General features: G+C 60.7%; 10 protein-coding genes. 3 read left to right on the forward strand and 7 right to left on the reverse strand.

Annotated features, from left to right (window positions below):
• Positions 1 to 59: 59 nt before the first annotated feature.
• From LT42_RS13195 to LT42_RS13215, 5 genes are all read right to left on the reverse strand, one after another.
• Entirely contained in the window at positions 60 to 1,229 is a 1,170-nt protein-coding gene (locus LT42_RS13195) for a lactonase family protein (protein WP_037013708.1), read from the reverse strand.
• Between the two features lie 501 nt (positions 1,230 to 1,730).
• Positions 1,731 to 2,036 carry a DUF5629 family protein gene (locus LT42_RS13200; protein WP_037013710.1) on the reverse strand — a complete coding sequence of 102 codons (306 nt, stop codon included), beginning with the start codon at positions 2,034 to 2,036 and terminating at the stop codon, positions 1,731 to 1,733.
• Positions 2,037 to 2,118: 82 nt separating this feature from the next.
• Complete coding sequence (locus LT42_RS13205) at positions 2,119 to 3,444, reverse strand: MFS transporter (RefSeq protein ID WP_037013712.1); 1,326 nt, start codon at positions 3,442 to 3,444, stop codon at positions 2,119 to 2,121.
• Positions 3,445 to 3,751: 307 nt separating this feature from the next.
• The gene (araD1, locus tag LT42_RS13210; protein WP_037013714.1) at positions 3,752 to 4,744 is read right to left on the reverse strand and encodes an AraD1 family protein; all 993 of its coding nucleotides are present in this window, start codon (positions 4,742 to 4,744) and stop codon (positions 3,752 to 3,754) included.
• Positions 4,745 to 4,792: 48 nt separating this feature from the next.
• Positions 4,793 to 6,106 carry an MFS transporter gene (locus LT42_RS13215; protein ID WP_037013716.1) on the reverse strand — a complete coding sequence of 438 codons (1,314 nt, stop codon included), beginning with the start codon at positions 6,104 to 6,106 and terminating at the stop codon, positions 4,793 to 4,795.
• 230 nt (positions 6,107 to 6,336) lie between these two features.
• Here LT42_RS13215 and LT42_RS13220 point away from each other — a divergent pair, with 230 nt between their 5' ends.
• Both LT42_RS13220 and LT42_RS13225 read left to right on the forward strand, forming a co-directional pair.
• On the forward strand, positions 6,337 to 8,079 hold the full coding sequence (locus LT42_RS13220; protein ID WP_037013717.1) for an IlvD/Edd family dehydratase: 1,743 nt from the start codon (positions 6,337 to 6,339) through the stop codon (positions 8,077 to 8,079).
• A gap of 268 nt (positions 8,080 to 8,347) precedes the next feature.
• Positions 8,348 to 9,070, forward strand: coding sequence for a FadR/GntR family transcriptional regulator (locus LT42_RS13225; RefSeq protein ID WP_037013719.1), 723 nt, complete (start codon positions 8,348 to 8,350; stop codon positions 9,068 to 9,070).
• Positions 9,071 to 9,160: 90 nt separating this feature from the next.
• Here LT42_RS13225 and LT42_RS13230 read toward each other — a convergent pair whose 3' ends face one another.
• The gene (locus LT42_RS13230; RefSeq protein WP_037013720.1) at positions 9,161 to 9,853 is read right to left on the reverse strand and encodes a sensor histidine kinase; all 693 of its coding nucleotides are present in this window, start codon (positions 9,851 to 9,853) and stop codon (positions 9,161 to 9,163) included.
• Complete coding sequence (locus tag LT42_RS13235) at positions 9,850 to 11,454, reverse strand: tetratricopeptide repeat-containing response regulator (RefSeq protein WP_037013721.1); 1,605 nt, start codon at positions 11,452 to 11,454, stop codon at positions 9,850 to 9,852. Before LT42_RS13235 ends, LT42_RS13230 begins: the two co-directional genes overlap by 4 nt.
• Positions 11,455 to 11,761: 307 nt before the next feature.
• On the opposite strand from LT42_RS13235, the gene LT42_RS13245 reads away from it, so the two are divergent.
• Positions 11,762 to 13,402: a methyl-accepting chemotaxis protein gene (locus LT42_RS13245; protein ID WP_037013724.1), complete on the forward strand. Its 1,641-nt coding sequence runs from the start codon at positions 11,762 to 11,764 to the stop codon at positions 13,400 to 13,402.
• The last annotated feature ends 163 nt before the right edge of the window (positions 13,403 to 13,565 follow it).

The following is a 13,565-nucleotide window of genomic DNA, read 5'->3' on the forward strand; positions in this document are numbered from 1 at the left end:
TACATAAAAAAAGCCCTTGAAAATCAAGGGCTCAGACTGCGTCAAAGCGTCGCAGGGTGTCAGTGAGCAGTGAGGAAATGGAAGTCAGACGGCGAGTCGAAGTCGACTTTCTGCACGGTGTCTCCCAACAGGCCGGTTTTCGGGTCGACGCGCAGGGTGACGATCTGGTTGCTCTTCTGGTTGGCGATCAGCACGAAATGGCCGGTAGGGTCGAAGGCGAACTCGCGTGGTTCCTTGCCTTCCACGGTACGGCGCTGCACTTCCTTCAACTGGCCAGTACCGGCGTCAATGGAGAACACCAGTAGCTCGTTCACTTCGCCACGGTTGGCGACGTAAAGGAATTTGCCGTCAGGCGAGGTGTGCAGGCCACCCGCGGCGCGGTTTTGCTGACCGTCCTTGTTGGCCAGTCCGACCAGTTGGGTACGCTTGAATACGCCGTCGTGGTAATCGAACACGGCCACTTGGGCGCTCATTTCCATGGTCAGCCAGGCATGCTTACCGTCTTTGCTGAACGTCAGGTGACGCGGACCACTGCCCGGCGGCAAATCAACCGAAGGCATTTTCGCGGGCTGCAGCGGCTGCGTTTTTTTGCCGTCGTAATTGAAGACAAACATCTTGTCCGCGCCCAGATCCATGGCAACCAGGTATTTGCCATCCGGGGTCGGCACAGCGGCGTGGACGTGGGACGACGCCTGACGCTCAGGGTTGACCTTGCTCGCCTCGTGGGTCGCCGTTTGCGCGACTGGCGCAAGCTTGCCGTCTTTGCCGACCGGCACCACGGCGAGTACGCCACCCGGATCAGGATGAACCGCATAGTTGGCGACGAACAGAAAGCGCCCGTCCAGGCTCAGACTGGAATGGGTAGGCTCTTCGCCCTTGGTTTCGATCTGGTTGATGAACGACACCGCATGGGTCTTGGGGTCGATGGCGTAGCTGCTGACTTTGCCGACAACGTCAGTTTGCCCGGGGCCATTCTCGTTGACCGCGAACATGTGGCGCTGGTCTTTGGACAGGGTGAGCCATGACGGGTTTTCGCTTTTAATCACTTGGCGCGGCTTGGCGTCGAGCTGGCCGGTTTGGGTGTTGAAACCGAATCGGTAGATGCCTTCGCTGGCGCCGGCAGTGTAGGAGCCGACCAGTACGTCGTAATCAGTCATGGGCTTGGCCTGAGCAGTGAGCGCGGCAAGGCTGCTGGCGAGCGCTAACCACGGCAGAATTCTGGGAGTCATGGGGCTGTTCTCTTTTTGGAGTTGTTGGCGCGCCGTAGACGCGGAAGTTCACGGATATGACAGCATGTTGCTGAGAGTAGTTGCCTGGCGGGTGCTGTAGGTTGCACGGCAAGCCGCGCCCCCGCGCACGCAAACAATCTATAGGAGCCGGCTTGCTGGCGAACCGGGCGAATCTGCCACCGCTGGGGCGACTGGAAGAATGCGTTCGCCAGCAAGCCGGCTCCTACAGAGGACCTGCATCGCCGCGTGTTCGGTCAGCCAGGTCAGGCAGGTGAGCAAGTTCAGGCAGGTCAGCCATAAAAATGCCGATTCATTGCCGCGGGGTCGACGACGGCAATCAGTGGATCTGCATTGCCACGTGTTCAGGCACCCAAGTCAGGCAGGTGAGCAGGGGCAGGCAGGTCAGCCAGGTCAGCCAGGTCAGCCAGGTCAGCCAGGTCAGCCAGGTCAGCCATAAAAATGCCGATTCATTGCCGCAAGGTCTACGAAGGCAATGCCGAGTTAGCCCTGCACGCCCTCTTCATCCTCGTCCTCGTCACTCGCCGAAATGCCGTTGAGCACCACGATGCGGTGGTCGGCATTGCCGTCGTTGATGACCCAGCTCTGCAACTGGCTGTCGTATTCGGCGGCGTCGATCTGCGCCAGTGAGAAGCGCCAGACCTTGCGCTCGCGTCCGTCCATGCTTTCAATCTGCAGCATTTCGTCGAGGCTGAAGTCGAAGGCGTGCAAGCCATCGATCTCCAGCATGCTGTGGGCGGTCAGTGCGGCCTGGAGTTCAGTGCGCAGCGAGTGTGGCGTGGTGGTCATGGCAGTGGTTCGCATCAGTGAAAGCGCGAATGATAGGTGAAAAAGCGTCGAAGCGCTGGCCTCGACGCTTGCTTCATGTGGCTCAGTCCTGCACCGTTTCCCTGGCGTAGTAGCGCGCGGGAATACCCCAGACGATCAACGCGATGGCCAGCACGCTCACCGCAAACAAGGCGAACAGCGCAGGGGTGGCCGTCCCGGTGAGGTCCTTGATGCGTCCGACCATGAACGGCGCAATGATGCCTCCCAGTTGGCCGAGGGAGTTGATCAGCGCGATGCCGGCGGCGGCAGCAATGCCGGTCAGAAAACGCGGCGGGATGGTCCAGAAAATCGGCATCCAGGCAATGATCCCGGTCATGATCAATGTCATGCCGATCATCAACGGCACCAACTGACCCGCAAACAGCGCGCAGACCAGATAACCCGCCGCCGTCATCGTCGCACAGCCGGCCATGTGCCAACGGCGTTCGCCGTGGCGGTCGGAGCTGGCGCCAATCAACAGGTTGCCGATCACTGCGCCCACATACGGGATCACCGTCAGCAGCCCGATGTTCAGGGTGTCGGTTACGCCGGCGGTCTTGATCAGTTGCGGCATCCAGAACAGCAGCCCGGTCAACGCCATGACCAGGCACAGGTAGATGCCGGACATGACATAGGTGGTCGGGTGTTTCCAGATGTCTTTGACCTTCTGCGTGACAGCGGGCTTGGCTTCCTTGGCCATACGCGCCAGCACCACCTGCTTTTCCTGCTCACTGAGCCAGGTGGCGTCTTCGATACGATCCTTGACCAGCCAGAACACCACACCACCGAGCAGAATCGACGGGATGCCTTCGATCAGGAACAGCCAGCGCCAGCCGGCCAGGCCCATGACGCCATCGAAATGGCCAAGGATCAGACCCGCAATCGGACCGCCGACAATCCCGCACAGGCAAATGGAGCTTTTAAAGTAGGAGTTGACCCGTGCCCGACGCGAACCCGGATACCACTGGGTGAAGAAGTACAGCACGCCGGGGACGAACCCTGCCTCCATCACGCCGATCAGGAAGCGCAGCGTGTAAAACCAGAATTCGGTTTGCACGAACATCATGCAGGCAGATGCGATGCCCCACGAGACCATGATCCGGGCGATCCAGATCCGCGCGCCGATCTTGTGCAGCAGCACGTTGCTCGGCACTTCAAACAGGAAGTAGCCGACGAAGAACAAGCTCGCGCCCAGGCCATAGACGGTTTCGCTGAAGCCCAGGTCGCTGGCCATCTGCAGCTTGGCGAAGCTGATGTTGACCCGGTCCAGGTACGCAAACAGAAAACAGCAGATGAACAACGGCACGATGCGCCAGCTCACCTTGCGATAGATGCTGTCCTCGAGCGCGTCGGCGTCGAGCTGGTCCAGCGGGATGGCAGTGGCGGTCATGGGTCGCACCTCGTTTTGTTTTTATGTGGGTGTCCGGGGTGTGCAGGACGCGGAGCCGAAAAACCCTGCAGGAGTGAGGACTAACGCGGCCAACTGTAGGAGCGCGCTTGCCCGCGAAGAGGCCGGTACATCCGACGCATATCGGCAGTCCTTACCTACGCCTTCGCGGGCAAGGTGGAGCGCCACCCCGGTCGCTCCTACAAAATCCGCGTAAGCGAACATTATTTCGCTCACGCCCTGCCCCACGTGCAGCCCAAAACCCACCCACTCAGTGGGACCGGCTAGCGCTGCTGCAGGGTTTGAAGCATCAAAGCTGCTTGATACCACCCGGCTGGAAAACCGCATCGGCCGGTTTGATACCGTTAATCAGCGGCGCACCAAACTCGTGCTGGCTGATCTCAAATTTATCCCCCGGCTGGGTCTTGATGCCGTCGGCAAACGACAGCGTCGCGGTGCCGAAGAAATGCACGTGTACATCGCCCGGCCGCAGGAACTGCGCGTATTTGAAATGATGGTATTCAAGGTTTTCCAGGCTGTGGCACATGTTGGCCTCGCCGCTGAGAAACTCCTTCTCCCACAGCACTTGCCCGTCGCGGTGGATGCGGCTGGTACCGGCAAGGTTCTGCGGCAGATCGCCGACGCGCAGCTCAGGGCCGAACGAGCAGGCGCGCAGCTTGGAATGGGCGAGGTACAGGTAGTTCTTGCGCTCCATGATGTGATCGGAGAATTCGTTACCGATGGCGAAACCCAGACGATAAGGCTTGCCGTCGTGACCGATCACATAAAGCCCGCTCAGCTCGGGCTCTTCGCCGGCATCTTCGGAGAAAGGCGGCTGCGGGAACGACTCACCGGGACGGATGACGATGCTGCCATCGCCTTTATAGAACCACTCCGGTTGCACGCCAGCCTGGCCCGCCGCCGGTTTGCCGCCTTCCAGGCCCCATTTGAAGATGCGCATGGTGTCGGTCATGGCCGACTCGTCGTTGCCATGCTGGTGCATTTTGTCCCGCGCTGAGGCGCTGCCCAAGTGGGTCAGCCCTGTACCGCTGACCAGCAAATGCGCAGGATCGGGGTGGTCCAGCGGCGGGAGGATCATCAGATCGGCGCGCAGTTGGGAATAATCGTGGTTGTCACCCAGGCCCAGGCTGTCGACCTGCTCGGCCAGGGAAATGTTTTTGTCGATCGCCGCCAGCGCCAGATCACGGGTGCTGGTTGCGCCCTGAATCTCACGCACCAGCGGGCCATCTACCAAACCGACCCGACGCTGGCCGTTGCCCAGTTCGAACTGTACTAAATGCATGGGTTTCTCCTATTGGTGTCTACACGGTCTCCGTGGGAGACGCATGGGTTAACGCGGACGCGCGCTGGCGGCAAATTTCGACTCGGGCAGGACGTGCTTGCGCTCCAGGACACGGTAGACCACACCTGTCAGGATCAGCCCGCAAATCATCACGCCGGAAAGGAAGTACAAGCCGCTGGCGAGGTTGCCGGTCAGCTCTTTCAGCCAGCCGATCACGAACGGGCCGATATAGCCGCCCAGGTTGCCCACCGAGTTGATCAGGGCGATGCCCGCCGCTGCGCTGGCACCGGCAAAGAAGCGCCCGGGTAATGTCCAGAACACCGCCGTGCAGGAAAACAGCGAGAACGCCACCAGCGACAGCGCCGCCAGCTGCAACACCGGCACGCTCAGGTACGCGCTGAGGAACAGGCCGATCGCGCCAATCACATAAAGGACGGCCAGATGACCGTAGCGGTCGTTGAGCCGGTCCGAGCTGCGCGGCACGATCAGCAAGCCAACGATGCCAAAAATATAAGGTACGGCCGAAATGAACCCGGTTGTCAGGTCGCTGCCGCCGAACTGTTTGATCAGCGTCGGCAACCACAGTCCCAGGCCATAAATGCTCAAAGTCACGGGGAGGTAAAACAGCGCAAGCAGCAGGACGCGCTTGTCTTTCAGCGCATGCAGCGGGTTGCCGTGGCGGGTCTGACCGTATTCTTCCAAATCTTTTTTCAGCTCGCCGGCGAGCCAGTCCTTCTCCACCGGGTCCATCCATTTCACGTCTTTCGGGCCGTCAGGCAGCCAGCGCAAGACCGGCAGGGTCAGCAGAATCGCCGGCGCGCCGATGCACAGAAACAGCCACTGCCAGCCGTGCAGACCGGCCACACCTTCCATGCCCAGCAAGCCGCCGGAAATCGGCCCGGTGATCATCATCGCGATGGGTTGAGAAAGAATGAACAGGCCCAGGATCTTGCCGCGATGGCGGACCGGGAACCACTGAGTGATGTAATACAGCACGCCCGGGAAGAAGCCCGCCTCGGCCGCACCGAGCAGAAAGCGCATCACATAAAAGCTGGTGGGCCCCTGAATGAACGCCATGCCCATGGTGATAGCACCCCAGGTGAGCATGATCCGGGCGAACCAGCGGCGCGCGCCGAAGCGTTCAAGCATCAGGTTGCTGGGGATTTCCAACAGAAAGTAGCCAATGAAGAACAGGCCCGCGCCCATGCCATAGGCCGCGTCACCGATGCCGACGTCTGCGCCCATGTGCAGCTTGGCAAAGCCGACGGCGGAGCGGTCAACGTAGGCAATCAGGTAAAGCAGGATCAGAAAGGGAATGAGTTTCAGGGTGATGCGACGTATAAGCCTGAGTTCCTGGCTCATGGATGCGGTCCTCATTGTTTTTGTTATGGAAGCCTGCGGTGATCGCCTCTGCCCTCGTGTGCGCATTGCTGCGAATAAGGCTGGCAGGGTCGTCCCTCGGTCTGGATCGACTATATAGTATTACTATTTAAGGTGACAACTCTTCCACTGGCGACATTTTCGGCCTATTTTAGTCGTCAGCCGCAGCCTTTAGTCTTACAAATAAAGCCTTACAATAAGAGTGCTGATTTATGTCCGATTCCAATAAGAAACCCGTCCTGCGCTCCGCCCAATGGTTCGGCACCGCCGACAAGAACGGCTTCATGTACCGCAGCTGGATGAAGAACCAGGGCATCGCCGACCATCAGTTCCAGGGCAAGCCCATCATCGGCATCTGCAACACCTGGTCCGAACTTACCCCGTGCAACGCCCACTTCCGCACCATCGCCGAACACGTCAAACGTGGCGTCATCGAAGCCGGTGGTTTCCCGGTCGAATTCCCGGTCTTCTCCAACGGCGAGTCCAATCTGCGCCCCACCGCCATGCTGACGCGTAACCTGGCGAGCATGGACGTCGAGGAAGCCATCCGCGGCAACCCTATCGACGGTGTGGTTCTGCTGACCGGTTGCGACAAGACCACCCCTGCCCTGCTGATGGGCGCTGCCAGCTGCGACATTCCGGCGATCGTCGTGACCGGCGGCCCGATGCTCAACGGCAAGCACAAGGGCAAAGACATCGGCGCCGGCACCATCGTCTGGCAGATGCACGAATCCTACAAAGCCGGCCAGATCAGCCTTGACGAGTTCCTGTCCGCTGAATCAGGCATGTCGCGCTCTGCGGGCACCTGCAACACCATGGGCACCGCCTCGACCATGGCCTGCATGGCTGAAGCACTTGGCACCTCCTTGCCACACAACGCTGCGATTCCCGCCGTCGACTCACGCCGTTATGTACTGGCGCACATGTCCGGCATGCGCGCGGTGCAAATGGTGAACGAGGACTTGCGCCTGTCGAAAATCCTGACCCGCGAAGCCTTTGAAAACGCTATTCGTGTCAACGCCGCCATCGGTGGCTCGACCAATGCCGTGATCCACTTGAAAGCCATCGCCGGCCGTATCGGTGTAGAGCTGGAGCTCGACGACTGGACCCGTATTGGCCGCGGCACCCCGACGCTGGTTGACCTGCAGCCGTCCGGGCGCTTCCTGATGGAAGAGTTCTACTACGCCGGCGGCCTGCCTGCCGTGTTGCGTCGTCTTGGCGAGAACAACCTGATCCCGCACCCGGAGGCACTGACCGCCAACGGCAAAACGTTATGGGAAAACGTGCAGAACTCGCCGATCTACGGTGACGACGAAGTTATCCGCGCCATCGATAATCCGCTGGTGGCTGATGGCGGGATCTGCGTCCTGCGCGGCAACCTTGCGCCGCTGGGCGCGGTGCTCAAGCCCTCCGCCGCGACACCTGCGCTGATGAAGCATCGGGGTCGCGCCGTGGTGTTCGAGAATTTCGACATGTACAAGGCGCGCATCAACGATCCGGATCTGGACGTCGACGCCAGCAGCATTCTGGTCATGAAGAACTGCGGGCCCAAGGGTTACCCGGGCATGGCGGAAGTGGGCAACATGGGGCTGCCAGCCAAGTTGCTCGCCCAGGGTGTGACCGACATGGTGCGGATTTCCGACGCGCGCATGAGTGGCACGGCGTACGGCACGGTTGTTCTGCACGTGGCGCCCGAGGCTGCTGCCGGCGGCCCGCTGGCGGTGGTGCAGGAAGGTGACTTCATCGAACTGGACTGCGCAACCGGCCGTTTGCACCTGGACATTCCGGAAGCGGAATTGGCCGCGCGTCTGGCCGATTGGCAAGCGCCGCCACAGCTGTTGATCGGCGGGTACCGTCAGCTGTACATCGATCATGTAATGCAGGCGGATCAGGGCTGCGACTTCGACTTCCTGGTTGGCATGCGCGGCTCGGAAGTGCCACGGCATTCGCATTAATTGAGGCCCGCAGCCGGGTATTCGCATTACTTTGAGGCCCCACGGCCGGGGCATTGAACTGTAGGAGCCGGCGTGCTGGCGAACGCGGTGTGTCAGCAAATCTGCTGCCGACTGAAACGCCGCGTTCGCCAGCAAGCCGGCTCCTACAGGGATCGGCGTCTCACCTGAAAATCAATGCACCACGCTGCCGCAAAAGCAGGCCCATCCGGGCGGGACCCGCCAATGCTATGATGCGCCGCATTCACCGCTCAGGATCGTCCCGCGCCCCATGGATTACCGTAAGCCCTCCGACCGTAAAAGCATGCACTCGCGCATTGTCCAGGACATCGGCATGCAGATTGTCTCGGGCCGTTTCAAACCGGACGACAAACTCCCCGCCGAAGCCTTGCTCTGTGAAGAATATGCGGTCAGCCGCCCGGTGCTGCGCGAAGCCACGCGGGTCCTGGTCGCCAAAGGTCTGGTGTATTCACGGCCGCGGGTGGGCACAGTGGTCAAGCCGCGCCGCGAATGGCACATTCTCGACCCGGACGTCCTGCACTGGCTGATGCAAAGTTCGCCGCAAAATGAATTCTTCGCCCTGCTCACCAGTGTGCGCAGCATCATCGAACCGGCCGCCGCCGCACTGGCCGCGCAACACGCGACGCCTGAAGACCTCACCGCCATCGGCGAAGCCTACGAGCGCATGGCCGCCGCGCCAACCGTTGAAGACGTGCTGCAGCCCGACCTCGATTTTCACAGCCGGATTGCCGACGCCACCCACAACGATCTGCTTGCCCACCTGTGCAACATGTTGTCGCTGGCCCTGCGCGAGGCGTTGAAACATTCCAACAAGCGCCCGAACCTGCATGAACTGGCCTTACCCCGTCATCGCGCCATCCTCACGGCCATTGAAAACCGCGACGCGCTGGGCGCTCATCACGCCACGCTGGTGCAGCTGGACGACGCCCGCAACGCACTCAACGTGGTACTGGGCCAAGGCGTAAAGCTTTAGTTCCACGAGAACCACGCGCGCAGCCCGTAGGACCGGCTTTAGCCGGGAAGCCTCTGGACTCCTGTTTATCCCGCCAAGGCGATGCGAAGCTCAGGGCAGATAAATACTGAACAAACCGCCGCCCAGCTCACCGCCGTTGGCGATTTCAATGTGGCCGTGTACGCCCTTGCGCTGATGCTGTCGGGCGATGTTCGCCGCGAAATACAGGCCCAACCCGGTACTGCCGCTGTTCTGGTTGATGCCCAGCACGTAATCGGTCTGCTGATCGATCATGCGTGCAGGAAAGCCCGGGCCGTCGTCGTTGATGCTGATCACCAGTTGCTCGCCGACTTGCCTCGCTGTGATCAACACTTCGCGGCGTGCAAAGCGAATCGCATTGATCACCACGTTGGACACCACCGACCCCACCAGCTCGCGATCAAAAAAGCCCGGCAGACCGAAGTCATCCAGCGCATAGCGCGCGGCGATGCCACGGCTATTGAGCACTTCCTGGTGGAACGCCAGCTGCGCCTCGATGAAATCGTCCAGCTCGTGGTAGTCCGGGCGCAACGGCAACTGGTTGACCCCCAGTTTGTACAGCCCCAGCAACTGCACCAGCATGCCGTTGAGGTGGGCGAACTCGTAATCGATCACGCCTTGCTCCGGCGTGCCGCGATAAGCCTCGGGAAGCTGCTTGACCCACTGACCGTGAGCCTGAATCAACGACCCCAACGAGTTCTTCATGTCGTGAACGGTGGACGCAATCACCATCGAAAAGTCGAGCCCGAGATCCTCATCTTTCATTCGCCGAAAGCCCTGATTCGTAGTTTCTGGAAGCGCTCGAAGCGTGGATCGGTCTCCGGCATCTTGCCCACCAGCTTGAGGCTGTTCTGGCACTCGGCCAGACTCGCCGCGTCGAGATTCTTCACGCCCATGTGCAACAAAGACTGCGCCATGTTGAGGGCGATACTGATGTTTTTCGGCTGCAAGGCCAACCCTTGACGGAACAGATCCTGCGCTTCGCCCAACTTGCCGGCGCGGTAGCAGCGAATCCCCTGCAGGTTGAAGTCGATGGCCGCCTTGCCGGCGCCAAGGATCTCCGGGTCGTCGGTCTGCTTGGCAATGTTCTGCATGACCAGTGGATCGTCGCCATAAATTTCGGCACAGCTTTTCAGAATACCAGCGCCGGCATCTGCCTGACCCAGCGACTTCAGCTGCGACGCCACAGCCAGTGCAGCATCGGCGCTGAGGAACTGCTCCATGCCTTCCAGGCGTTCCATCGCCTGCTCGGTCAGCTTGGCCGCCATTTCAGGGTCCGAAGACGCGACGCTGGTGGCTTTCATCAGGCGCGCGCGCACTTGCAGCCCGGCGTCGTTGCCGTTCTCCTTGGCCACTTCGGTCAGGGTCTGGTTGATCTCCACGCGGGTGCGCGCATCCAGCCCGCGCTCACCGCCCCGGCTGATCAACGCCTGAGCCAGGCCCAGATTGGTTTCAGGGTCTTTGAACCGTGAAAACTGGCCTTGGGAAACGGCCTGGCGATAGGCCTTTGAGGCGCCGTCGAAGTCTTGATTTTCCAGTGCCAGCTTGCCCAGCAGCCTCTGACGCCGTACCGCGTAAGGCGACAGGCGCACCGCTTCTTCGAGCATCTTTTGTGCACGCTTGTTATCGCCGCTGGCCATCAACACATCGGCGAGCCCGTCGTACAACACCGGCATGGCATTGAACGCGCGAATGGCCTCTTCGTACACGGTCTGCGCTTCGGGATTGCGCCCGCGCTTGAACAGCAGCTTGCCCAGCGCTACATACGCCCAGGGTTGCGGCCGGTCGGCCAAGATTGACTTGAGGAACGTCTCGAGCGGCTCGTGCTGGTTGAGATCACGCAGCGCATCGGCCTTGTAGCGCAGGCACAGCGGCGCAAACCGGGGGTCCTGCTTGGTCAGGGCTACACAGGCGGTCAGCACTTCGGCCGGATTGCCCCGGTCCAGCGCCTGCAGAATCGGCTTGAGCAGGGTTTTGCGCTGGACAATCTTTTCCAGCCGCTGGGCCAGGCTCGCGCGGTTGAACGGCTTGGTCAGGTAGGCATCCGGCTCCCACTCCAGCGCACTCATCACCATGGCCTGGCTGTTCTCGGCGGTGACCATGACGAACACGCTTTCGTGGCTGATCAGCCGATCGGTCATCAGGTCTTCAAGCACCTGCTGGCCATTCTTCTTGCCGTCGCCCAGATTGAAATCGTGCAGGATGAAGTCGTAGCGCTTCTGCGAGCACATCTTCAGCGCCTGTTCGCCGGTGTCGGCGGTGTCCACTTCCTTGACACCCAGCTCGCGCAGCATCGACCGGACCGAGCTGCGGAAGTCGGAAAAGTCATCGACGATCAGAAAGGTTTTTTGATTCCACGCCAGCATCGAGATTCCTGCAACGGATAAAAGTCGGCCCTGGGGCACTTACATGAAGTCGGCCATCCGCGCGGTACTCGGCGGAAATAGCCAATGAAGGTGCGGCATGTGCCGCTTGTCCGAGTTATCGGCGGCAGCGAAGCAAAACTTAGCCACGCAACGCCGGAATGTGATGCGGTTCGGGCTCCGTCGAAGTGTGGCCGGTGGCCATCTGGGCGCGATTTCATGGGTAAAGTCCTTGAGGGCGCCGCCGATATCCATTCATGCAATGCATCGCCCAACAGCCGTAACCCCTATCCTCATCCGAGTGCTCTCCATGTCCTGGCTGACCGACCTGAAATTGAAGACCAAGTTGCTCTCGGCTTTTTGCCTGTGCGCATTGATCACCGTCGTGGTGGGCGTGCTGGGGCAGAGTGGTATCGCCCGGCTGTACGATTTGTTCCAGGGCACCGTCAACAACAACATGGCCTCGATTGCCAAGATTGACTCGGTCAAAGCCAATGTCATTGCGACCAACCGCGACTTCTTTAAAGTCATCGGCCTGAGCGCACTCAAAGCCAGCCCCGACGATATCAATGCGGCGATCCAGTCGCTGAAAGAAAACCAGGCCCAGGCCGAAGCCGACTTCAAGATTTACCGGGCCACACCCCTGCAGGCCGATGAAAAAGCCGCTGGCGACGACTTCGAGCGTGACTGGGTGACCTACATCAGCGCTGCGCTTGGCGCACTGACGGTGGTGCAAAGCGGGGATCTGGACCAGGCCAGCAAATTGGCAGCCAGCAGCGTGACGCCGAGCTATCGCAAGACCATGGGCGAGCTCAAGATCATGATTGAGTCCAACGCCAGGCAAGCCAGGGAACAGGCCCAGGCCGGGGTTGAAACCGACCGCCAGGTAACGTGGACGCTGATCATCGGCTCCTTGATTGCAGTGATCTGCGCCATCACCCTTGGCCTGTTGGTGACGCGGATGATTACGCAGCCGATCTACCAGTCGGTGGCCAGCGCCACCCGAGTAGCGGGCGGCGATTTGAGTCAGGCCGTCCAGCTCGGCGGCCAGGATGAAACCGGTCAATTGCTCAAGGCATTGGCCGACATGCAGGGCAGCCTCAAGGGCACGGTCCAGCAAATCGCCAGCGCGTCTGACCAACTCGCGTCCGCGGCCGAGGAACTGACGGTGGTGACGGACGACAGCAACCGCGGGCTGATGCGTCAGAACGATGAAATTCAGCAAGCCGCGACGGCCGTCAACGAGATGACCGCCGCAGTGGAAGAAGTGGCGCGCAATGCCGCGAGCGCGTCGCAAGTGTCTGCGCAGACTTCCGAGGATGCCATCAAGGGTCAGCAACAGGTGCAGCAGGCGGTCAGCGCGATGAACACGATGACGGTGGAAATCACCGAATCGACCCAGCGTGTCGAAGCGCTGGCCGGGCAGATCCGTGACATCACCAAAGTGCTGGACGTGATCCGCGGCATCGCCGAACAGACCAACCTGCTGGCACTCAACGCGGCCATCGAAGCAGCTCGTGCGGGCGAGCAGGGTCGAGGCTTTGCGGTGGTGGCAGACGAAGTACGCGCCCTCGCCCACCGCACTCAAACCTCTACCGGCGAAATCGAATCGATGATCACCAAGGTGCGCAACGGTGCCGACGAAGCCGTGCAGGCCATGGGCAAGAGTCAGGCGATCGCCGTGCATACCCAGTCATTGGCCACCGAGGCCGGACACGCGCTGGAGCGCATCAGCGAAGGCGTCAGCCAGATGAACGAGCGCAACCTGGTGATCGCAAGCGCGGCCGAAGAGCAGGCGCAGGTCGCCCGCGAGGTGGACCGCAATCTGGTGAACATTCAGGACCTGTCGACGCAAACGGCGGCGGGCGCCAATCAGACCAGCGCATCGAGTCAGGCACTCTCGCGCCTGGCGGTGTCGTTTCATTCAATGGTCGGCAAATTCACCCTGTAAGTGGCCGGCGATTTAACGCCAAGCCAGCCAATCGCCACCCTGAGACAAAATGGCGTATTGACTAATTCGTCGTCCGATTTGTCGAAAATGACATTTCGGGTACAATCCCCGCCCGCCGCAGGGGATGGACCTGATGACCAGGTTCTGCGGTGACTCATGTTTA

It is taken from the genome of Pseudomonas lutea, assembly GCF_000759445.1.
Lineage (GTDB): Bacteria > Pseudomonadota > Gammaproteobacteria > Pseudomonadales > Pseudomonadaceae > Aquipseudomonas > Aquipseudomonas lutea.

Excerpts from the sequence above, each read along its gene's own strand:
- LT42_RS13195 (WP_037013708.1), bottom strand. The coding sequence starts at position 1,229 with ATGACTCCCAGAATTCTGCCGTGGTTAGCGCTCGCCAGCAGCCTTGCC.
- LT42_RS13200 (WP_037013710.1), bottom strand. The coding sequence starts at position 2,036 with ATGACCACCACGCCACACTCGCTGCGCACTGAACTCCAGGCCGCACTG.
- LT42_RS13205 (WP_037013712.1), bottom strand. The coding sequence starts at position 3,444 with ATGACCGCCACTGCCATCCCGCTGGACCAGCTCGACGCCGACGCGCTC.
- araD1 (WP_037013714.1), bottom strand. The coding sequence starts at position 4,744 with ATGCATTTAGTACAGTTCGAACTGGGCAACGGCCAGCGTCGGGTCGGT.
- LT42_RS13215 (WP_037013716.1), bottom strand. The coding sequence starts at position 6,106 with ATGAGCCAGGAACTCAGGCTTATACGTCGCATCACCCTGAAACTCATT.
- LT42_RS13220 (WP_037013717.1), top strand. The coding sequence starts at position 6,337 with ATGTCCGATTCCAATAAGAAACCCGTCCTGCGCTCCGCCCAATGGTTC.
- LT42_RS13225 (WP_037013719.1), top strand. The coding sequence starts at position 8,348 with ATGGATTACCGTAAGCCCTCCGACCGTAAAAGCATGCACTCGCGCATT.
- LT42_RS13230 (WP_037013720.1), bottom strand. The coding sequence starts at position 9,853 with ATGAAAGATGAGGATCTCGGGCTCGACTTTTCGATGGTGATTGCGTCC.
- LT42_RS13235 (WP_037013721.1), bottom strand. The coding sequence starts at position 11,454 with ATGCTGGCGTGGAATCAAAAAACCTTTCTGATCGTCGATGACTTTTCC.
- LT42_RS13245 (WP_037013724.1), top strand. The coding sequence starts at position 11,762 with ATGTCCTGGCTGACCGACCTGAAATTGAAGACCAAGTTGCTCTCGGCT.